The organism is Flavobacterium sp. GW823-FHT04A11 (assembly GCF_058796535.1).
Genome location: NZ_CM179503.1, coordinates 2,297,996 through 2,320,073, shown reverse-complemented (window position 1 = coordinate 2,320,073; position 22,078 = coordinate 2,297,996). Strand labels below are relative to the sequence as shown.

General features: G+C 36.6%; 11 protein-coding genes, 2 tRNA genes and 3 rRNA genes. 8 read left to right on the top strand and 8 right to left on the bottom strand.

Going from position 1 to position 22,078, the window contains the following annotated elements; genetic code table 11:
* Nucleotides 1-239: 239 nt before the first annotated feature.
* The 6 genes from rrf to AC3QL1_RS09970 form a co-directional block, all read right to left on the bottom strand.
* Nucleotides 240-349, bottom strand: a 5S ribosomal RNA gene (rrf, locus tag AC3QL1_RS09995).
* A gap of 171 nt (nt 350-520) precedes the next feature.
* Nucleotides 521-3,404, bottom strand: a 23S ribosomal RNA gene (locus AC3QL1_RS09990).
* A gap of 131 nt (nt 3,405-3,535) precedes the next feature.
* Nucleotides 3,536-3,609 (bottom strand) — tRNA-Ala (locus AC3QL1_RS09985).
* A 155-nt stretch (nt 3,610-3,764) separates the two neighbouring features.
* A tRNA-Ile gene (locus AC3QL1_RS09980) sits at nt 3,765-3,838 on the bottom strand.
* 122 nt (nt 3,839-3,960) lie between these two features.
* Nucleotides 3,961-5,474: ribosomal RNA gene (locus AC3QL1_RS09975) — 16S ribosomal RNA — on the bottom strand.
* Together the 16S, 23S and 5S rRNA genes with 2 tRNA genes alongside form the textbook arrangement of a ribosomal RNA operon.
* A gap of 977 nt (nt 5,475-6,451) precedes the next feature.
* The gene (locus AC3QL1_RS09970; RefSeq protein WP_492497224.1) at nt 6,452-7,453 is read right to left on the bottom strand and encodes an LLM class flavin-dependent oxidoreductase; all 1,002 of its coding nucleotides are present in this window, start codon (nt 7,451-7,453) and stop codon (nt 6,452-6,454) included.
* 186 nt (nt 7,454-7,639) lie between these two features.
* Between AC3QL1_RS09970 and AC3QL1_RS09965 the strand changes: the two genes are divergently transcribed.
* The 4 genes from AC3QL1_RS09965 (at nt 7,640) to AC3QL1_RS09950 (ending at nt 12,906) form a co-directional block, all read left to right on the top strand.
* The gene (locus tag AC3QL1_RS09965; protein ID WP_492497222.1) at nt 7,640-8,155 is read left to right on the top strand and encodes a DUF2975 domain-containing protein; all 516 of its coding nucleotides are present in this window, start codon (nt 7,640-7,642) and stop codon (nt 8,153-8,155) included.
* 2 nt (nt 8,156-8,157) lie between these two features.
* On the top strand, nt 8,158-8,364 hold the full coding sequence (locus AC3QL1_RS09960) for a helix-turn-helix domain-containing protein (RefSeq protein ID WP_492497220.1): 207 nt from the start codon (nt 8,158-8,160) through the stop codon (nt 8,362-8,364).
* Nucleotides 8,365-8,477: 113 nt separating this feature from the next.
* Complete coding sequence (locus AC3QL1_RS09955) at nt 8,478-9,362, top strand: ABC transporter ATP-binding protein (protein ID WP_492497218.1); 885 nt, start codon at nt 8,478-8,480, stop codon at nt 9,360-9,362.
* 4 nt (nt 9,363-9,366) lie between these two features.
* The gene (locus AC3QL1_RS09950; RefSeq protein ID WP_492497216.1) at nt 9,367-12,906 is read left to right on the top strand and encodes an ABC transporter permease/M1 family aminopeptidase; all 3,540 of its coding nucleotides are present in this window, start codon (nt 9,367-9,369) and stop codon (nt 12,904-12,906) included.
* Nucleotides 12,907-12,995: 89 nt separating this feature from the next.
* Here the strand turns inward: AC3QL1_RS09950 and AC3QL1_RS09945 are convergent, their stop codons facing one another.
* Complete coding sequence (locus tag AC3QL1_RS09945; protein WP_492497215.1) at nt 12,996-14,192, bottom strand: polysaccharide deacetylase family protein; 1,197 nt, start codon at nt 14,190-14,192, stop codon at nt 12,996-12,998.
* Nucleotides 14,193-14,440: 248 nt separating this feature from the next.
* Here AC3QL1_RS09945 and AC3QL1_RS09940 point away from each other — a divergent pair, with 248 nt between their 5' ends.
* Genes AC3QL1_RS09940 through AC3QL1_RS09930 form a run of 3 tightly spaced genes read left to right on the top strand, consistent with a single transcriptional unit; the run spans nt 14,441 to nt 17,303 of the window.
* Nucleotides 14,441-15,454 carry an alpha/beta fold hydrolase gene (locus tag AC3QL1_RS09940; protein ID WP_492497213.1) on the top strand — a complete coding sequence of 338 codons (1,014 nt, stop codon included), beginning with the start codon at nt 14,441-14,443 and terminating at the stop codon, nt 15,452-15,454.
* Nucleotides 15,455-15,484: 30 nt separating this feature from the next.
* Nucleotides 15,485-16,498 (top strand): MBL fold metallo-hydrolase, encoded by a 1,014-nt coding sequence (locus AC3QL1_RS09935; protein ID WP_492497211.1) that lies wholly within the window; start codon nt 15,485-15,487, stop codon nt 16,496-16,498.
* Between the two features lie 19 nt (nt 16,499-16,517).
* On the top strand, nt 16,518-17,303 hold the full coding sequence (locus AC3QL1_RS09930) for an alpha/beta hydrolase (RefSeq protein WP_492497209.1): 786 nt from the start codon (nt 16,518-16,520) through the stop codon (nt 17,301-17,303).
* A gap of 122 nt (nt 17,304-17,425) precedes the next feature.
* On the opposite strand, the gene AC3QL1_RS09925 is transcribed toward AC3QL1_RS09930, so the two are convergent.
* Complete coding sequence (locus tag AC3QL1_RS09925; RefSeq protein ID WP_492497207.1) at nt 17,426-19,408, bottom strand: sigma 54-interacting transcriptional regulator; 1,983 nt, start codon at nt 19,406-19,408, stop codon at nt 17,426-17,428.
* A gap of 207 nt (nt 19,409-19,615) precedes the next feature.
* On the opposite strand from AC3QL1_RS09925, the gene AC3QL1_RS09920 reads away from it, so the two are divergent.
* Nucleotides 19,616-22,057 carry a tetratricopeptide repeat-containing sensor histidine kinase gene (locus tag AC3QL1_RS09920; protein WP_492497205.1) on the top strand — a complete coding sequence of 814 codons (2,442 nt, stop codon included), beginning with the start codon at nt 19,616-19,618 and terminating at the stop codon, nt 22,055-22,057.
* Nucleotides 22,058-22,078: the final 21 nt, after the last annotated feature.

Below are 22,078 nucleotides of genomic sequence, written 5' to 3'. Positions count from 1 at the left end.
GAATGGAGTATTAGAACAGCGCAAAAGGATGTCGTTCCCATTCTTAACGCAAACGTGGTAAATAAAAGTATAGGCTTAAAAAAAATCACGCATTATTTAATCGAATTTCATAAATCTGTTTCGAATAGCTTTGCGAACTTTATCTTTAAAACAACTCAAGCTTTATTGGCATGCTTTGCGTAAAAAAAGTGTTATAAAACGAAAAATCCCCATCAAATACATGATGAGGATTTTCAAAAGAAAGGCGACGACATACTCTCCCACATAACTGCAGTACCATCTGCGCAGGCGGGCTTAACTACTCTGTTCGGGATGGGAAGAGGTGAGCCCCGCCGCAATAACCACCTTAAGGCTGTTAGTTTTCAGTTCACAGTTTATAGTCTGCAGTTTTTCAACTCATAACTTATAACTCAAAACTCATAACTGCTCTGCGTCGAGCAAATATCTTAACATACTGAGATAAAGAAACATAAAAGTATTAGAAAGTTTCTCCCCCCGACTTGCATCGGGGGAAAAGGGTGTACATAAGCTTACGGATTATTAGTACTACTCGACTATGACATTACTGCCTTTACATCTATAGCCTATCAACGTGGTCATCTTCCACGATCCTTAAAAGAAATCTCATCTTGTGGTGGGTTTCGCGCTTATATGCTTTCAGCGCTTATCCCTTCCAAACGTAGCTACTCTGCGGTGCCCCTGGCGGGACAACAGATACACTAGAGGTTTGTCCAATTCGGTCCTCTCGTACTAGAATCAGATCCACTCAAATTTCTAACGCCCACAGTAGATAGAGACCGAACTGTCTCACGACGTTCTGAACCCAGCTCGCGTGCCACTTTAATGGGCGAACAGCCCAACCCTTGGGACCTTCTCCAGCCCCAGGATGTGACGAGCCGACATCGAGGTGCCAAACCCCCCCGTCGATATGAGCTCTTGGGGGAGATCAGCCTGTTATCCCCGGCGTACCTTTTATCCTTTGAGCGATGGCCCTTCCATGCGGAACCACCGGATCACTATGCTCTACTTTCGTACCTGATCGACCTGTATGTCTCTCAGTCAAGCTCCCTTATGCCATTGCACTCTACGCACGGTTACCAAGCGTACTGAGGGAACCTTTAGAAGCCTCCGTTACTCTTTTGGAGGCGACCACCCCAGTCAAACTACCCACCAAGCAATGTCCCCCACAATATGGGGTTAGGCCTCAGATAAACAAAGGGTTGTATTTCAACAATGACTCCACAACGCCTGGCGACGCCGCTTCATAGTCTCCAACCTATCCTACACATCATTTATCCAAGGTCAATACTAAGCTATAGTAAAGGTGCACAGGGTCTTTTCGTCCCACTGCGGGTAAACGGCATCTTCACCGTTACTACAATTTCACCGAGCTCATGGCTGAGACAGTGTCCAGATCGTTACACCATTCGTGCAGGTCGGAACTTACCCGACAAGGAATTTCGCTACCTTAGGACCGTTATAGTTACGGCCGCCGTTTACTGGGGCTTCAATTCAATGCTTCTCCGAAGATAACATCTCCTCTTAACCTTCCAGCACCGGGCAGGTGTCAGGCCCTATACTTCATCTTACGATTTTGCAGAGCCCTGTGTTTTTGATAAACAGTCGCCTGGACCTCTTCACTGCGGCCCTGATTGCTCAGGGCGACCTTTCTCCCGAAGTTACAGGTCTATTTTGCCTAATTCCTTAGCCATGAATCTCTCGAGCACCTTAGGATTCTCTCCTCAACTACCTGTGTCGGTTTACGGTACTGGTACTAATTACCTGAAGTTTAGAGGTTTTTCTTGGAAGCCCTTAGGCGCACTATCTCTTTGTCCGAAGACTCCGAGTACTATCGTATTTCCCCAAGACGCGTGGATTTGCCTGCGCATCTTATAGGTAGGTACTTCAACGAACTATTCCGTCAGTTCGCGGCGCTTTCATCACTCCGTCACCCCATCACAGTAATTAGTAGTACGGGAATATTAACCCGTTGGCCATCGACTGTCCCTTTCGGGTTCGCCTTAGGACCAGACTAACCCACAGCTGATTAGCATAGCTGTGGAAACCTTAGTTTTTCGGTGTGCGGGTTTCTCGCCCGCATTATCGTTACTTATGCCTACATTTTCTTTTCTAACCAGTCCAGCATACCTGACGATACACCTTCAACCCTGTTAGAATGCTCCCCTACCACTTAGAGTAAACTCTAAATCCATAGCTTCGGTAATACGCTTATGCCCGATTATTATCCATGCTCGTCCGCTCGACTAGTGAGCTGTTACGCACTCTTTAAATGAATGGCTGCTTCCAAGCCAACATCCTAGCTGTCTGGGCAGACAAACCTCGTTCTTTCAACTTAGCGTATATTTGGGGACCTTAGCTGATGGTCTGGGTTCTTTCCCTCTCGGACTTGGACCTTAGCACCCAAGCCCTCACTGCTGTGAAACATTATATAGCATTCGGAGTTTGTCAGGAATTGGTAGGCGGTGAAGCCCCCGCATCCAATCAGTAGCTCTACCTCTATATAACTTTATGCACAGCGCTGCACCTAAATGCATTTCGGGGAGTACGAGCTATTTCCGAGTTTGATTGGCCTTTCACCCCTACCCACAGGTCATCCGAAGACTTTTCAACGTCAACCGGTTCGGTCCTCCACTGTGTGTTACCACAGCTTCAACCTGCCCATGGGTAGATCACACGGTTTCGCGTCTAACACTACTGACTAAAGCGCCCTATTCAGACTCGCTTTCGCTACGGATCCGTGGCTTAACCACTTAACCTTGCCAGCAACGTTAACTCGTAGGCTCATTATGCAAAAGGCACGCCGTCACCCCACGAAAGGGCTCCGACCGCTTGTAAGCGTATGGTTTCAGGATCTATTTCACTCCGTTATTCACGGTTCTTTTCACCTTTCCCTCACGGTACTGGTTCACTATCGGTCTCTCAGGAGTATTTAGCCTTAGCGGATGGTCCCGCCAAATTCAGACAGGGTTTCACGTGCCCCGCCCTACTCAGGATACCACTATCTATTACACTTGTTACCCATACGGGGCTATCACCCTCTGTGGCGTCACTTTCCAGCAACTTCCGGTTCCTTGTGCATAAAATGTCGTGGTCCTACAACCCCAGCATTGCCGTAACAGCACTGGTTTGGGCTAATCCGCGTTCGCTCGCCACTACTTACGGAATCACTTTTGTTTTCTTCTCCTCCGCCTACTTAGATGTTTCAGTTCAGCGGGTTTGCCCACCTATCGGTGTACTATGTCTTCAACATAGTGGGTTGCCCCATTCAGGTATCTGCGGATCAATCGGTGTGTGCCCGTCCCCGCAGCTTTTCGCAGCTTATCACGCCTTTCATCGCCTCTGAGAGCCTAGGCATCCCCCATACGCCCTTATTTTGCTTATTGTACCAATCATAATTTAATATGACCGTTTTTTTTGTTTTTGTTAGTTATAACAAAAACGCTTTCTACTTTTTATTATTTTCTTATCTCAATATGTCAATGAACTTTTATTTACTATCTTTATAGTAAACCAGTGGAGAATAACGGAGTCGAACCGTTGACCTCCTGCGTGCAAGGCAGGCGCTCTAGCCAGCTGAGCTAATCCCCCATTTTTCAATCTTAGATTGTAGAATTCAGATTTTAGATTTCTTAATTCTTCTCTAATTTCTTTTGGTGAATTCCAACTTCCAGAATTTCCTTTTTCCAAGCTAACAGTCTTTTTAATTTTTAATTCTCAATTTTGAATTGAAAACTTTAAAAAAGTAGTCCCGGGCAGACTCGAACTGCCGACCCCTACATTATCAGTGTAGTACTCTAACCAGCTGAGCTACGAGACTCTGTTTTACTTAAAATTTATTATTTGAACTAACAGCAAGAGTAATTGAACCTGAAATCCAGATCCTTTAGATAGACATCTTTTTTCCCCAGCGTGCATTGCTGCTAACACATGGGGCTCTAGAAAGGAGGTGTTCCAGCCGCACCTTCCGGTACGGCTACCTTGTTACGACTTAGCCCTAGTTACCAGTTTTACCCTAGGCAGCTCCTTGCGGTCACCGACTTCAGGCACCCCCAGCTTCCATGGCTTGACGGGCGGTGTGTACAAGGCCCGGGAACGTATTCACCGGATCATGGCTGATATCCGATTACTAGCGATTCCAGCTTCACGGAGTCGAGTTGCAGACTCCGATCCGAACTGTGACCGGTTTTATAGATTCGCTCCTGGTCGCCCAGTGGCTGCTCTCTGTACCGGCCATTGTAGCACGTGTGTAGCCCAAGGCGTAAGGGCCGTGATGATTTGACGTCATCCCCACCTTCCTCACAGTTTGCACTGGCAGTCTTGTTAGAGTTCCCGACATGACTCGCTGGCAACTAACAACAGGGGTTGCGCTCGTTATAGGACTTAACCTGACACCTCACGGCACGAGCTGACGACAACCATGCAGCACCTTGTAAATTGTCTTGCGAAAGTTCTGTTTCCAAAACGGTCAATCTACATTTAAGCCTTGGTAAGGTTCCTCGCGTATCATCGAATTAAACCACATGCTCCACCGCTTGTGCGGGCCCCCGTCAATTCCTTTGAGTTTCATTCTTGCGAACGTACTCCCCAGGTGGGATACTTATCACTTTCGCTTAGCCACTGAAATTGCTTCCAACAGCTAGTATCCATCGTTTACGGCGTGGACTACCAGGGTATCTAATCCTGTTCGCTACCCACGCTTTCGTCCATCAGCGTCAATCCATTAGTAGTAACCTGCCTTCGCAATTGGTATTCCATGTAATCTCTAAGCATTTCACCGCTACACTACATATTCTAGTTACTTCCTAATAATTCAAGTTCAGCAGTATCAATGGCCGTTCCACCGTTGAGCGATGGGCTTTCACCACTGACTTACTAAACCGCCTACGGACCCTTTAAACCCAATGATTCCGGATAACGCTTGGATCCTCCGTATTACCGCGGCTGCTGGCACGGAGTTAGCCGATCCTTATTCTTACGATACCGTCAAGCTCCTACACGTAGGAGTGTTTCTTCTCGTACAAAAGCAGTTTACAATCCATAGGACCGTCATCCTGCACGCGGCATGGCTGGATCAGGCTTGCGCCCATTGTCCAATATTCCTCACTGCTGCCTCCCGTAGGAGTCTGGTCCGTGTCTCAGTACCAGTGTGGGGGATCTCCCTCTCAGGACCCCTACCCATCGTAGCCTTGGTAAGCCGTTACCTTACCAACTAGCTAATGGGACGCATGCTCATCTTTTACCGTTGTGACTTTAATAGTTCAACCATGCGGTTGTACTATGCTATGAGGTATTAATCCAAATTTCTCTGGGCTATCCCTCTGTAAAAGGTAGATTGCATACGCGTTACGCACCCGTGCGCCGGTCTCTTAGTCCGAAAACTAATACCCCTCGACTTGCATGTGTTAAGCCTGCCGCTAGCGTTCATCCTGAGCCAGGATCAAACTCTTCATCGTATATTTTAATATTATATTGCGATGTCGTCTCTATCGGTCTTTTCGAATCTCCCGATTCCATTACTCTTATTCTTTTGTTCTAACATCTCTGTTAAAACGGCTGTCAATTCAATATGTCTACGAACGTGTTTCAATTTTGTTTCGCTTGTTTCTCAAAGCGGGTGCAAAAGTAGAAAACTTATTTTTAACCGGCAAATGTTTTTTGAAGTTTTTTTTTAGAAAATTTCTTTTCCTTTTTTCCTTCCAACCTTGCCAATCTCTCAATGAACTTTCCGCGTTTTGCGGGGTGCAAATGTAACATCTGTTTTCAAATCTCACAAGCTTTTTTTAAACTTTTTTTGAAAATATTTTTTCGTTTAGTTTAACTAGCCTGTCAGTATTTCAGTGAACGTCTGTCGTTGTTGCGGGTGCAAAAGTAGCACCTTTATTTACATTTCCAAGCCTTTTTTTTATATAATTTCAATCTTTTTCCTAAATGGCTGGTTTCGCGTTTTTTACAGGGCAAAGTTTTTTTTGATTTGGCGGGTTATGCCTGATTTTGGCTCTTTGGGGGTGGGTTGGCCGCAAAGGCGCTAAGGTTTCTTTTTCTACAGTTTTGTGGTTTCTCGCAGAGTGGCAAAGGCGCCTGGTTTTCTTCCTTGCGCTTTATTTTCTTCTGGAAACGGCTTCCCTAGCCCCGATAGAAGTGGAAATCCTTTTGCTTTTTTCTTTAAAAAGCAAAAGATTGGAACGGATAGCGGGAAATAGCTCCCAGATTAAATTCTGAAAAGGTTACTAATAAACCCGACAGGTTTTGAAAACCTGTCGGGTTTCGTTGAGCCATAATTGGAGTTAATACATTATTGTCGAATTTCTCCTTTATATATATATATATGTATAAAAAAAAACCGACAGGTTCTGAAAAACTGTCGGGTTGTGGATAGAGATTTTTAATCTTATATATAGGTGTGTAAAATACATTATATATATGTATAGTTTTAGTTTAAAGCATCGATTACTTCTTTGGTGATTTGAATGCTTTTTAATTTTGCATTGTGATCGAAAATTGGGCTGGTCACCATTAACTCATCGATTCTGGCATAATCGATAAACTTTTTAAGATCGATTATTAACTGTTCTTTGTTTCCTGTAAAAGTACAGGCGGTCATTTGGTCGACATGAAAGCGTTCTTCTTCGCTCATGATATCATCAAGTGAATCTACAGGTGGCTGAAGTCCTTTGCGATCACCGCGAATTAGATTCAAAAACATTTGGTATAGACTTGTTGATAGCTTTTCGGCTTCTTCGTTTGTATCTGCAGCTACAATATTTACGCATGCCATTGTTTTTGGTTTGTCTAAAACATCTGATGCCTGGAAATTTTCACGGTAGAATTCAAATGCCTGAATCATTTGGCGTGGTGCAAAATGTCCGGCAAAAGCATAAGGTAATCCGTATGCACCGGCCAATGCAGCACTTTCCATACTTGAACCTAAAATCCAGATTGGAATATTTGAGCCTTCGGCCGGAAATGCCCGAACTTTTGCCGTAGCATTTTCAGCTGAAAAGTAATCCTGAAGCTTGCTTACATTTTGAGGAAAGCGCTGTGCCTGTTCAAAAAAGTCTTTTCGGATTGCTTCTGCTGTTGGCTGATCTGTTCCCGGCGCTCTTCCTAAACCTAAGTCTATTCGGTTTGGGTAAAGTGTTTCTAAGGTTCCGAATTGCTCGGCTACTATTAAAGGAGAATGATTAGGCAACATGATTCCGCCAGAACCTACACGGATGTTTTTTGTATTACCGGCAATGTAGCCAATTAAAACCACTGTTGCTGTACTCGCAACATGTGCCATATTATGGTGTTCGGCCAGCCAAAATCGCTTATATCCTAAATTATCCGCTAATTGCGCTATGTCTTTTGTTTTTTGAAATGTTTCTGTGGCGTTGCTATCCTGAGTAATGATAGCGAGCTCTAATAGAGAGACTGAAATTGGGTTTTTCATATAAAAAAATCTAGTATGCAAAATTAACTCATTTATAGAGATGTCTTTTCTTTTCTAGTGTTAATAGAATTATAATGTTTTTGCGTTTAAGAAAAACAGTCTGCAAATTGTAAATTCTGATAATTAATTATTGTTTTACAATAATTAATTATACATTTGCAATATAAAAACTAAATTTAGTAACAAATGAAAAGCACTTACATTGTTTCAAAAATCTTATTTTATGTTACCCGATTTTTAGCTATTGTCTATTTTATATTAGCTCTTTACTCCTTAGCAGCTTTAATTACCGGATGGTCTTTGACTTTTAAGGAAAATGGAAAATATTTTCAGGTATGTTATCCTTTTACTGAACATCCGTTGATGCTGGGCAATTATAATATTCCTTATATTATTTTTGATTTTTTATCCCCTCTTACTCTTTACGGACTTTTCTTTTTACTGATCAGTAATGTTTTTAAAGTATTTTTTCAACCTAAATTATTTACTCAAAACGGGATTAGTCATTTAAGGCGATTTTATTTGGCAAATTTGATATTGCCCGGAATTACCATTTTTTTAGCTTCTATTTTTGTTTCGTTGGACAATGAAGTGAGCATTTTTATTGTATTACATTTTATGCTGGGAATATTTGCTTATTTTCTGGCTGCAATTTTCAAACAGGGTTTAAACCTTCAGAACGAACAAGACTTATTTATATAACTATGCCAATAATTGTAAATGTTGATGTTATGCTTGCCAGACGCAAGATGCAAAGTAAAGAATTGGCAGAAAAACTAGATATTACTCCTGCTAATTTATCGATACTTAAAACCGGAAAAGCCAAAGGAATCCGGTTTGATACTCTTGAAGCTATTTGCAAAATATTAGATTGCCAGCCCGGTGATATTTTAGAGTATGTAAGCGAATAGCTTTTTTTTAAACTTAATCTTTTTATATAAAATCGACTTTTTGAAGCCGACAGGAATTCTATTGCCTGTTTTTTTTCGAAAGTATTACAATCAATCATTAAATCAATCAAAAAATGAACAGTTTATCAATCAAAAATCTCAGCAAAAGCTATGTGAACGGTACACAAGCACTAGCTGATGTATCTCTTGAAATTACGAACGGAATGTTTGGGCTATTGGGTCCTAACGGAGCGGGGAAATCAACCTTAATGCGAACTATTGCCGCTTTACAGGAACCAACTTCCGGAATAATTGAGTTTAACGGAATCAATATTCTTGATAACCCAATGTTTATCAGGCAAAATTTGGGCTATTTACCTCAGGAATTTGGTGTTTATCCAAAAATATCTGCTTATCGCCTGCTGGATCATTTGGCAGTTTTAAAAGGAATTGTCGACAAAAAAGAAAGACATAACCAAATTTTAAACTTACTAAATCAGACTAATTTACTACAGCACAAAGACAAAGCGGTACATTCTTTTTCTGGCGGAATGCGCCAGCGTTTTGGAATTGTGCAGGCTTTGCTTGGAAACCCTAAAATTATTATTGTTGATGAACCTACTGCGGGACTTGATCCTGAAGAAAGAAACCGTTTTAATAATTTATTGAGCGAGATTGGCGAAAACATTATTGTGCTTTTATCGACCCACATTGTCGAAGATGTTCGCGATCTCTGTACCAAAATGGCAATTATTGCAAACGGAAAATTAATTTCTGAAGGGAATCCTAACGATGCTGTTGATTCTTTAAAGGATAAAATCTGGATGAAAGCGATTCACAAAGCTGAATTGCAAGATTATCAAACGAACTTCAATATTATATCCTCGCATTTAAATTCCGGAAAACTGAACATTCATGTTCTTTCAGATCATCAGCCTGATTCGGGTTTTGCTTTAATCTCTCCCGATTTAAGTGATGTTTATTTCAGTTTTTTAAATCAAAATCAACTTAAAAAATAATGTTATGTTTCTAAAATTATCACAATTTGAATGGCATAACAATACCAGAAACTGGAGTTTTTATGCTGCGTTTTTCATTTATCTGCTTTTTGGATTTCTGGTTAGTGCTTTTGCTAATTTTTCTTTTTCAGGTGCTTACAAAAACGGTCCTTACGTATTGACTTATGCAATTGGTTTGATTTCTTTGACCACGATATTCTCTATCACACTTCAGGTGGCGCAAAATTTCCTGAAAGAATATGAAACCAAATTTGATTCAATTATCTTCACTACTCCTATTTCTAAGTTTCATTATTTAGGAAGTAAATTTATTATTGCTTTTGGAGTTGCTGTTGTTTCTTTCGGAATGTTTATTATTGGAATGATGATTGGGCATTTAATGCCGTGGTTTTCTAAAAATGAAATTGGTCCGTTTTCATTTCTCAATTACTTTTGGCCGTATTTGGTTTTAGTGATTCCGAATATATTATTGTGTCTTTCTATTTTGACTACTTTGGCATGGTTAACGAGAAATAAACTCTTTATATATGTAGGCGGTTTTCTGATTTACATTTTATATATCGCCGGTTCGCTTTTCTCTAACTCTCCTATTTTTGCTAATGCTTCGCCTTCGTCAGCAGCTGCGATGTCTTTTGCGGCAAAAGTAGATCCGTTTGGGTTAGCGGCTTTTTTAGAGCAAACGAGATATTGGACTTCTATCGAAAAGAACAACGAACTTCTTCATTTATCAGGCAATTTTCTGCATAACAGAGTTCTTTGGTTAACTGTTTCAGTTCTTCTGATTTTAATTTCTTATCGTTTCTTTTCTTTTCGAAAAACGAAAACTAAAAAGGTAAAATCATCTAACGTTTTAAAAACTGAAACGATTCCTTTTTCTTCGGAAGTGCCAAAAAACATTGAATTTCAAACTTTAAAACACAATTTTTTAGTTTTAAAAAGCTTCATTAAAATGGATGTTTCTTTAATTCTGAAGGGAATTCCGTTTATCTTAATTGTCCTTTTATTTTCAGGATTACTATTAATTGAAATTTCAGATGAAATTGACGGCGGAATTCGATTAGCACAAAACATTACAAATACCGCTTTGATGATCAGCACGATTATGGATCGTTTGCCTTTTCTTCTCATCATCATTATTCTTTTTTATAGCAATGAATTATTATATAGGAGTGAAAATTCAAAATTTGAGATGCTCGAAAATACAGCGCCATATTCTCAAATGGTAGTTTTATCTGCAAAATTAATTTCGCTTTTTACGATTCCGTTACTAATTATTGCCTTTACGATTTTGATAGGTTGTGGTTTTCAAATCGTTTATGCCAATGCACCAATAGAATTTGGTCTTTACTTTTCATTATTTTATTATCTTGGTTTGCCCATTTTATTGATTTCAGTTTTAATTATTTTCATTCAGACTGTTGTTCCGAATAAATATTTATGTCTTTCGGCGGCAGCCATCATTACAATTTTGATAAGTACGGGAATTGGAGCACAATTAGGAATCTTGCATCCTTTATTAAGATTTGGAGATTCTTTCAAAAGAGAATATTTTGATTTGAATGGTTTCGGAAGATACACTTTTGCATTTGATATTTCGATGTTTTACAATTCAGGATTGGCTTTGATTCTACTAATTCTGACTGGAATTTTATGGAAACGAAATACTTCTATCCTGAAATCATTTCGAAGACATTCTTTTAATACGATTCAGAAAGCAGTTTTTACTTTGGGAATGATTCTTTTTATTGGTTTTGGAAGTTATCTTTTTTATAAAACGAATATTGAATATCCTTATATTACTGAAGAAGATCAAAACAATTGGAGTGAACAATATGAATTGAAATTCAAAAAATATGCTAATTTACCTCAACCTGTAATAACTTCCGTAAAGAGTAATGTCGATTTATTTCGGGATGAAAATCGATATGAGGTAAAAGGAACTTACGAACTAATCAATAATACTAAAAAACCAATTGATAGTTTACTCCTATATATAGATCGAAATTCAAAACTTACTTCAATTGAAATTCCGAATGCTAAAAGATTAAGTGATGTTTCAGCATTCCATCATTATTGGTTTCGTATAGCAAAACCGCTACAACCTCAGCAAAAAATGGAGATTTCGTTTTCGTTCGAATCAAGCTGGTCGCCATTTAAAGGTCATACAGCCTTTAATTCGATTATACAAAACGGTTCTTTTATAAGAATAAGCCGTTATTACCCCGTATTTGGTTATCAGGATTCTAACGAAATCAGCAGCAAAAAAGAACGTTTAAAAAGAAAGTTACCAACTCAAAGTCCGCTTAAAAAATTAGAAGACAAATCAAAAACCAAATATGATTTTATTAATTATGAGGCAATTGTTTCTACATCAAAAAATCAAACTGCAATTGGAGTTGGCGATTTAATTGGGAAATGGAAAAAAGACAATCGCAATTATTTTCATTATAAATCAAATGGGAAAATTCCCTTTCGATTTGCATTTTCTTCTGCTGCATACCAAATTCAAAAAACAATTTATAAAGGTATTTCTATTGAAGTTTATTATGATTCCAGACATTCCCGAAATGTTTCGAAACTAATAAAAGATGTAAAAAACACGCTGGATTATTGTCAAATCAATTTTGGAATATATCCATATAAAACAATTCGTTATGCAGAAGTTTCTGCTTTCGCCGATGGTTTTGCCGCAACTTCTTATCCGTCTACGGTTTTCATGAAAGAGAATTTTGGATTTTACAGTGATCTTTCTCATAAAGACAAGGAAGATGTAATTAACCAATTAACGGCTCATGAATTATCACACGAATGGTGGGGAAATGCGCAAATTAGTCCGGAACAAAAAGAAGGCAGCTGGATTTTGACTGAAACTTTGGCTCAATACACAGAATTGATGCTTTATGAAAAAGAGCATGGTTTAGAGAAAACTTTAGAAACTTTAAAAATTCATTTGGATCTATATCTAAGCAGTCGAAGCTACGATCCTGAAACACCTCTTTATAAAACAAATTACGAAACACCGCATTTACCTTATAATAAAGGAATACTCGTGATGCATCAATTGCGATTGTTGATTGGAGAAAAAAATGTGAATTTGGCTCTGCAGAATTTTCTAAATAAATATAAATATCCCAATCAAAGTCCGGATTCTCAGGATTTATTAAATGAAATTTATTTGGTAACAGATCAAAAACTGCATTATAAACTAGATGAAATGTTTAAACAAATTATTACGTATTCATCAAATGTTGTTTCGGTTGAAAGTAAGCGGAAGAATGGTGTTTATGAAGTTTCATTTAAAGTGAATTCTAAAAAATATTCTGAGAATGCGAATGGAAAACGAAAACTGATTCCGAATGATGCTGCAATAGATATTGGCATTTATGATGAAAACGGAAAGTTGTTTTCTTATCCATTTTCGATTAAAAACAATTCGGTGCAAGGAAAAATCAAAATCAAAACAAAACCTCAACTTATTGTTGTTGATCCGTATTTAAAAAATATAGATACTTTTATAAAAGACAACGAAAAGGAAATTAATTAAAAGTTTTTTTTGCCACAGATTAAAGGATTACAATGATTTATCAGAATAATTAAATCCTACTAATCCTTTAATCTGTGGCAAAAATTTTCTTATTTTAGTTGAATCGTAATCAATTTATGTGTTGTTTTTCCATCGCTTAAAATTTTAAAATCTTTTGAATTTGATTCTATTTCAAATTTTGAAGAAGTATCAACCGCTAACGAAATTTCGCGATGTCTGAATGTTTTTGGAATTTCAGGAATTTCAATTGTCACCAGACCATCTTTATTGGCTTGTTCGTAATTGATTTTAATTCTGTCGCGCAGCCAAATATATTCGTAAACTTCCTGCCACGGCGCCATCCAGATAGAATCATTTCCCTTTGAACCATATTTATTGGCAATCGCTGTCATATAATATTTGAAATCAGGAAAACGCATACTCAAATTCCAAAGATTTCCGTTCCCTACTCCGTGCGTAAATTCGTTATACCAAACTGGATTTGGCAATTTTGCAACTGAATCAATAGTGGTTAAAAACCGATCCATTGTTTTAAAACCTATTGTATCTTTTGAACTTTGGACAAATGTTCTCGCATAAATCATCTTATCGAGATTTACTTTTTCTTTTACATTAATTGCGGGTCCGGAACCAACGTAAGATGCTACCGAAAAAGAGCCATTTGCTAATGCATCTTTTTCGTATTCTAAATGATAACCGGGATCACTCTCTCCACCGGGAACTACAAAATGCGACATTGTAAATCCTATATTTTGTTGTATCGAAGTGGTATTTTCGGTTACTTCTGTCAGGAAATTAGTGCCGTGTTTCGTGGCGTGATGAAAACCATGATTCAAAACATCCCAGCCTGCATTGTACATTTCTTTTACTTCTGCCCATGAAAGATGTCCTCGGTTCGCTGGTAAATTGCCAATTGCTCCGCCATTTATTGCCAAACCAAGTTTAAACGGAATTTTATTTCCTAATCCATCCGAATAAAAAAGACCTTTTGAGATTGTTCCGTCTCCGCCCTGATCATTTTTCCATTCATTAATCATTGGTCCGCTTATATTTCCTCCATTAAATAATGGAAAAGCTGTTAAATAAGCAGATCGGTAGCCGTCATCAACGGTAAAACTGTACGCTAAATGTTTATTGAATTTTAAAGCAGCGGCCTTAATTACTGTTTTATCTGCCGACTTTAATTTTAATTTAAATGAAATAGTTCTGGTTTTTGAAGAATCTGTCTGGAGATTATTTGCAAAACAAACAGAAACCGAATTGACAATAAGAACTATTGTGAGCAAAAATATTTTGATTCGGGATTGTGGCATTTTCATTTGACGTATCTGATTTGAATTTCTAAAGATACATTTCTTTAAAATTAAATCGATTTCAAAAATGATATTTCAATATTGTTAATTGTTTTTTAACGAAATAAGAATAATTACTATTCAAACAAAACCTGTAACTAATTACAAATCAACAATATAAAATAAAGGTCTGTAATTTGGTTAGTAGAAATTGAATTCAATTAACATCTAATATTTAAATTATGAAATCAACTACCCTTCAAAATGTTTGGTCAAAAACAACAAGAATTATTTTTGGCCTGTTAACAATCAGTTTTTTTATGCTTACGAGCTGTAATAAAAAAGAAGACACGGCAACAGTTTCTCCTCAGGAAACTAAAGATACAACTGCTATATTAGAAGTAAAACCGGCAAATCCGCCTGCAAATTTTAAGCATGAAACTGCTTTGGTTAATGGCGTTAAAATTCACTATGTAATTGGCGGAAAAGGAGATCCATTGGTTTTGGTTCATGGTTTTGGACAAAACTGGTATATGTGGAATCGCCTTCTTCCTGAACTTTCAAAACATTTTACTGTCATCGCTCCGGATTTAAGAGGTGTTGGAGAATCTGACAAACCAGAAACAGGTTATGATAAAAAAACAATGGCTACGGATATTCATGAACTGGTAAAAAAACTCGGTTATAACAATATCAATCTTGCCGGACATGATATTGGTCTTATGGTGGCTTACGCTTACGCCGCTCAATATGGCAGTGAGGTTAAAAAAATTGCTTTAATGGATGCGCTTCTTCCTGGTGTTGAACCGGTTTGGTCAAAAGTTTCGGCTTCGGCATGGTGGTTTGGATTTTTTGCATGGCCAGCTTCCGGAGATATTGTAAGAGGAAAAGAAAAAGAGTTTTTAGTGAATTTCTGGCCAATGGTTGGACATGTAAAAGATCCTTTTACGGCTGAAGAAACGGCTGAATTTGTGAGAGCTTATGCTGTAAAAGATGCCGCAAAATCAAGTTTTAAATGGTTTGGAAATTTCCCTCAGGACGGAAAAGACAATCTGATTTTTATGAAAACGAAACTAAAAATGCCTTTATTGGCTATGGGCGGCGAATATTTTGCAGCCGCTTTTCTAAAAGATCACTCAGAATTAGTTGCCGAAAATGTAACGGAGTCAAAAATTGCCGGTTCAGGACATTGGCTGGTTCAGGAAAATACCGCTCAGGTTCAAAAAGATTTACTTGCTTTTTTCCTTGCAAAGTAAAAATCAGTCCAAATTAATCTAAATCAGATCATGAAAATTCAAAAATTAATTTCAGGACTTGCTGTATTATTATGGTGTTTGTTTCACACAAATGCTTATGCACAGTTTCCCATGCCAAGCCACGTTCCTATTTGGGATGCCAATACGGTCACTCTAAAACTGCATAAAATAACAGCAAATGTATATGTGGTTTCTCCGGCAACTGTTGAAAATGAAACTACAAAAGGAATTCCGCAGGCAACTTCGGCAGGTTTTATTGTGGGCGATAAAGGCGTTCTGCTTATTGAAACTATGCTGAGCAAAAGGCTTTATGATCAGCTTTATAAATTGATACGATCCGTAACGGACAAGCCCATTGTATATGCCATAAATACAAGCGATCACGGCGATCATTGTTTTGGAAATTATCTGCTTCCCAAAGAAACTATCATAATACAGAATGAATTTTGCAAAGAGAATCTTTCTAAAAATTATGACAATATCAAACAGTTTATGATTATGCTTTTTGGTAAAGGAAGAGGAATCGAAGAGAGTGTTTATCGTCCTGCTGATATTACCATATCAAAAAATCAAAACCTGAAAATTGATATGGGAAAAGAAAACATTGTTGAATTGATTAATGTTGGCACGGCACAATCTCCGGCAGATCTTTTTGTCTATTTAAAATCTCCTTCGGGAAATGTTCTTTGGGCGGGAAATCCTTTTATTGCGGAGAGTCCGGCGATTCCGTGGTTATTTGATGGTTATTTTTTAGAACCTGTTAATAATCTGAACAAAATTTACAACATGATTTCAGATAAAGATATTGTAGTTCCAGGTCATGGCCGAATAACAAACAAAGCCGGAATAAAATACACGATTGATTATGTAGAAGCTTTGAAAACCAATGTAGAAAATGCAGTGAAAAAAGGTCTCACTTTAGAGGAAACAAAAACTGCTGTTACCATGAAAGAATTTGATAAAGGCTATGAACTTTTTAACTGGCTGCATTTTAATTTCAACATTCCAAATGCCTACAAAGACATTAAGCAAAATGAGAAATAAATAATTTAAATACTGCGCTATGAATCTATCAAATACTAAAACTATTGTGTTTATTACAGGAGCATTTGTTAGCCATTCCTGCTGGGATGAATGGGTTGTTTTTTTTGAAAATAAAGGATATAAAACCGTTGCACCGCCTTGGCTGCATAAAAATGAGTCGGCGGAAGTGCTTAGAAGCAGACATCCTGATGAAAAAGTAGCATCAATAAGGTTGCAGAATTTGATTGATTATTATACCGAAATTATCGAAAAATTACCAAATAAGCCAATCCTGATTGGTCATTCTTACGGTGGACTTTTAACACAATTGCTGCTTCAAAAAGATCTGGCTGTTGCAGGAGTTGCTATACATTCTGTCGCGCCGCAAGGATTAATAACTTTTAAATATTCATTTTATAAAGGAACCTGGGGAGCTCTGGGTTTCTTTACTTCTTTGAAAAAAACATTTTTAATGCCTTTTAAACAATGGCAATATGCTTTTACAAACGGAATGTTATTTGAAGAACAAAAAGAAGCGTATGAAAAACTGGTGATTCCGGAATCTAAATCAGCGCTGAGAGACGGTCTGACCAAAACGGCTAAAATTGACTTTAAAAAACCTCATCCTCCGCTTTTGCTGATTGCCGGTTCTGAAGATCATATTGTGCCGTCATCTTTAAATTATTCTAATTTTAAAAAATATAAAAACTTTAATTCCATAACGACTTTCAAAGAATTCAGAGGCCGAAATCATTTTGTTTTAGGACAATCTAACTGGATGGAAGTTGCCAATTTTACCGCAAACTGGTTAGAAAAAATAAGCTGATTAATTTTTAAACACGAATTTCACGAATTTGCACTAATTTCAAAGGTTAATTTAGTTTGATAAATTATTTTACAAACTACTTAATTAGTGGCAAATCGTGAAATTTGTGTTTGCTTTTTATGCTAATTCATTTCTCTTTTTATTTCTAACTTTTTAATTTTTGAATTTAATGTCGATGGATGAATATCGAGAATTTCAGCAGCTCCGCCGATTCCTGATATTTTTCCATTGCATTTTTTCAGAATATATAAAATGTAATCGCGTTCGTTTTCCAGAATTGTTTTGATTGAAAAGGACTCACTTACTTGTTCTCCATGCATTTTTGATGATGGCGAAATGTCTATTTCCTTAATCGTATTTCCGTCAGTCAGCAAAATGGCGCGTTGTATACAATGCTCTAATTCCCTGATATTTCCCGGCCAGTTGTAATTCATTATTTGCTGCAAGGCATGATCTGAAAGAACTGGTGTTTTTCTTCCCATTTTTTCACTGTAAACATTTATAAAGTGATTGGCTAATTGCGGAACATCTTCTTTTCGCTTTTTTAAAGAAGGAACCATAATCGGGAAAACATGCAGTCGATAATACAAATCCATTCTGAATCTTCCGGCTGCCACTTCTTCTTCTAAATTTTTATTGGTGGCTGCGATAATTCGAACATCTACTTTTAAAGGAGATTTTCCGCCTATGCGTTCAATTTCTCTTTCCTGCAAAACACGTAATAATTTTACCTGAAGTTCCAGAGGCATCTCTCCTATTTCATCCAGAAAAATTGTTCCTCCATCGGCGAGTTCAAATTTACCAATTCGTTTATCGAGTGCGCCGGTAAAGGCTCCTTTTTCGTGTCCAAAAAGCAATGATTCCGCCAGATTTTCAGGAATAGCACCACAATTTATAATCACCAAAGGCTTGTCTTTTCGAGGCGATAAAGCGTGAATACTTTGTGCGATTTTTTCTTTTCCTGTTCCGCTTTCTCCCAAAACTAAAACAGAAGTATCTGATGGAGCCACTTTTCTGATATAATCAAAAACAGTCATCATTTGCGAACTGTTTCCAACAATACCTTCAAAACCAATACTCTCTTTTTCTGGTTTTGTCTTTTTAATTATAGCTTCTTTATAATCTGTTTTATCTGATTTTAAATCTTCTAATGCATATATTTTATTGATGAACCGAATAAGATTTACTTCTAAATTCGATAATAATTTTAGATGATCATCTGAATATACTTTGAAACTGCGGCTGTAAAATGTAAAGTGAAATTTTTGAATTATGGCTACAGAAAGAGGAAAAACCAAATAGGATTTAATTCCAAAATTATGAGAAATCAAACTTTTAATTGGTGCCACCTGAAAATTATCAATCAGAGATTCTTCACTATATATAATAGGTTTTTGATCAATTTTTGATTTTTTATACGTTTGATCTAATTCTGCCAAATCAATATCTGTTATTTTAGAAAGTTTCTCGGGAGTTATAATTTGATAGTTATCGATATTTTTTCTGATTATACCTAAATTATCATAATGTGTCGTATTTACAAAACCAATTTCTAAATAATCAAATGAGATAAAAGTCTGCATCATTCTACTGAATTCAATCAAAATATCTTCTTTCTTCAAATGTGAATTTATAATTGCTTCAAAATCATTTTTTAGTTGTAATTGTTGCCTTAATTGCGACTCTAAACTATATTCCTGACGGTAAAAAGCAATTTCGAGCGTCGTTAAAACATCTTGTTCTCTAAAAGGTTTTACAATAAATCCGTAAGGCTGGGTTGTTTTTGCCTGATCTAAAATGCTTTTGCTTGAATTTGCCGAAATGTAGATAAAACCAATATGTCTTTCTTTTAAAATTTTCGCCAGATCAATTCCGTTTTGACTTCCTTTTAATATAATATCTACAAAAACTAAGTCCGGTTTTTCTGTTTGAATCTGATCCAAAGCCTGATCAACAGAACGTGCAATTCCTATTACATCATAATTTGCTTTTTCGAGTATTAATTGCAAATCATGGGCTTCAATAAATTGATCTTCAACAATTAAAATTCGTTTTTTAAAAGTAGTTTCAGCCAAATTATTTGCATCATAAGAAGCAGTTTTCATATTGTGGTATTTTTAGTGTTATAGAATGGGTAATATACTGGTATAAAATTACTTAATTATTATAATTAAAATAACAATTTAGCCAAATATAAACCAATAAAAATAACTTTAATGTGAATTTTCTTTATCTTTTTTCAAAAAAACAGCGCGGTTTATATTTACATTTGTATACCTCAAAACATCTTAAATCCTAATTATAAACCTTTTATGAAACAAGCTTATTTTCTCTATTATTTTTTACTTTTTATTGTTTTTCAATCCATTGCTCAGGCACCTTCTGTACAAAAATATGATCTAAAGAAAAAAAGACTTTTAATTCAGGCTTGTTCGATATATTTATACAATTCTAATCAAGGTTCAATAGATGCAGACAGTTCTGTAGTTTTGGCCTGCAAAGCATATAAATTGCCTGTTTCATTAGCTTATGATGAAGGTTTTAATGATGGTTCGTATCTTATAGGAAATGAATTAATCGAAAAAGAAAATATAAATTCAGCCAAAAAACTGCTGACAAAATCAAAAAATGAAGATCAGGTTAAATTATTGCTTCAGTTAGGGAATTTTTATCTTTTTAAACCCGGCACAAAACCCCAGGATCTTCAAAATGCTTATTTCTATATAAAGAAAGCAGTTGATGTTAGCCATCAGCTCAAAATAAAAAAATGGCAACATCAGAGTTTGCTGTTACTAGGTAAATATTATGCTCAGGCCAATAATCCATCTGAAAGTAAAAATTGTTTTGAAAAAGTTATAAGCGAGTGTCGTAAACAAAATGACAAACGCGGTCTTGCCGATGCTCTTGACGCTCAGGGAACTTTTTTATCTAATTTAGATCCCGAAAAAGAAAAAATTCTCACAGAAGCCGTTTCTCTTTACGCTTCATTAGACTTGGAAGAAAAAAGAATGGAACCTTACATGAAGATTACATCCATTTATTTTTGGACGGGAAGAGTCAATGAAGCCAAAAAAAGACTGTACCAAAATATGGCTGATCTGCGTAAAATTGGTTTTAAGCACGAACAATTTGATGAAACCACCATTTCTTATATAGAACTTGCTCAGTATAATATAAAAAGTGCTTTGTATTATGCCTTAAAAAGTGTAAAACGAATGGAAACAGAAAAAGATTATACACTGGCTGATGTTTTTTACATTCGCTTGGGCGACGTTTACAATCTTATTGGGCATAATGAAGCGGCATTGGATTTTTATAAAAAAAGTATTGAGTTTGGACAAAAGGGTGTAAACAGCGGCCATTGGTATAGAAGTTTTTTAAGTGCTGTTTCTGCTTTATCTCTGGCAGGCAAAAACAAAGAAGCCATTAATTATATTAATTCGATGACGATCAATTATCCGCCAACGAATATTCTTGACAAAATGATGCTTGCCTATAACAAGGCCAATTGCTACGCTGTCCTAAAAAATTATGATTTAGCCGAGAAAAACTTTAGTGAAATCGATCAATATACTGAGCAATTAACGGTTCCGGAAACTGTTCGGGAAGTTATCGTTTGTTATACCTCTGCAGCTTTGTTTTATGCCTCAATACATCAGGCTAAAAAAGCCAAGTCCTATGCAGACAAAGCAATGGCATTATCAAAAAAGTACAAAACACATAGTAATAAAGACAATCTTCAGGCAGCTTTATTTTTAATTGATTCTCTTAATGGTAATTACCGTTCTTCTTTAGCACATTTTCAGATCTTTAAAAAAATAAAGGACTCGATTAACAGCAGTGACAAAAACAAGCAAATTGAAGAACTCAAAATTGAATATGAAACTAAGAATAAAGAACAGAAAATTAAACTCTTAAATAATCAATCCAGGTTACAGCAAAGTGAATTGCAAAAATCAAAACTGCTAAACAATTTATCGATTGGTTTTTTAATATTGCTTCTTATCACGATTGGTTTACTCTATAATCGTTATCGTTTAAAGCAGCGAAATCATGCCAAACTTGAGCTTAAAGAAAAAGAAATCAACCAGAAAAATATTAATCTGAGGCATTTATTAGACGAAAAGGAATGGCTATTGAAAGAAATTCATCATCGTGTAAAAAACAATCTTCAAACGGTTATTAGTCTGCTGAATTCCCAATCAGCTTATCTGGATAATGATATGGCGCTTTCTGCCATAAAAAATAGTCAGCACAGAATTCATTCGATGTCCCTAATTCATCAAAAATTATATGGTTCAGAGAATATTTCGACGATTAATATGCCCAATTACATCAAAGAATTAGTCGAATATTTGAAAGAATCTTTTAATCTGGGGCAAAGAATCAGGTTTGAATTAAAAATAGATTCACTTGAATTAGATGTTGCGCAGGCGGTTCCGCTAGGACTTATTTTGAATGAAACGATCACTAATTCAATCAAATATGCCTTTCCGGATGACAGAACCGGAATCATTTCTGTAATGCTTGAAGCAACGACTGAAAACCATTATTTATTGACGATTGCCGATAATGGAATTGGAATTGATACCGATTTTAGCACCAAGAAACAGAACTCATTTGGGATGAGTCTGATAAAAGGTTTGAGTGATGATTTAGAAGCAAAATTTACAATGGAAAATAAAAACGGAACTTTATTAAAAATTGAATTTTCGCAAGAATTTACAATGAATCAAAAAAGAGAAGTAATTTAAAACCTAAATTTGTCTTTCAAA

Excerpts from the sequence above, each read along its gene's own strand:
- AC3QL1_RS09935 (WP_492497211.1), top strand. The coding sequence starts at position 15,485 with ATGAAAATTCAAAAATTAATTTCAGGACTTGCTGTATTATTATGGTGT.
- AC3QL1_RS09970 (WP_492497224.1), bottom strand. The coding sequence starts at position 7,453 with ATGAAAAACCCAATTTCAGTCTCTCTATTAGAGCTCGCTATCATTACT.
- AC3QL1_RS09950 (WP_492497216.1), top strand. The coding sequence starts at position 9,367 with ATGTTTCTAAAATTATCACAATTTGAATGGCATAACAATACCAGAAAC.
- AC3QL1_RS09920 (WP_492497205.1), top strand. The coding sequence starts at position 19,616 with ATGAAACAAGCTTATTTTCTCTATTATTTTTTACTTTTTATTGTTTTT.
- AC3QL1_RS09930 (WP_492497209.1), top strand. The coding sequence starts at position 16,518 with ATGAATCTATCAAATACTAAAACTATTGTGTTTATTACAGGAGCATTT.
- AC3QL1_RS09925 (WP_492497207.1), bottom strand. The coding sequence starts at position 19,408 with ATGAAAACTGCTTCTTATGATGCAAATAATTTGGCTGAAACTACTTTT.
- AC3QL1_RS09940 (WP_492497213.1), top strand. The coding sequence starts at position 14,441 with ATGAAATCAACTACCCTTCAAAATGTTTGGTCAAAAACAACAAGAATT.
- AC3QL1_RS09965 (WP_492497222.1), top strand. The coding sequence starts at position 7,640 with ATGAAAAGCACTTACATTGTTTCAAAAATCTTATTTTATGTTACCCGA.
- AC3QL1_RS09955 (WP_492497218.1), top strand. The coding sequence starts at position 8,478 with ATGAACAGTTTATCAATCAAAAATCTCAGCAAAAGCTATGTGAACGGT.
- AC3QL1_RS09960 (WP_492497220.1), top strand. The coding sequence starts at position 8,158 with ATGCCAATAATTGTAAATGTTGATGTTATGCTTGCCAGACGCAAGATG.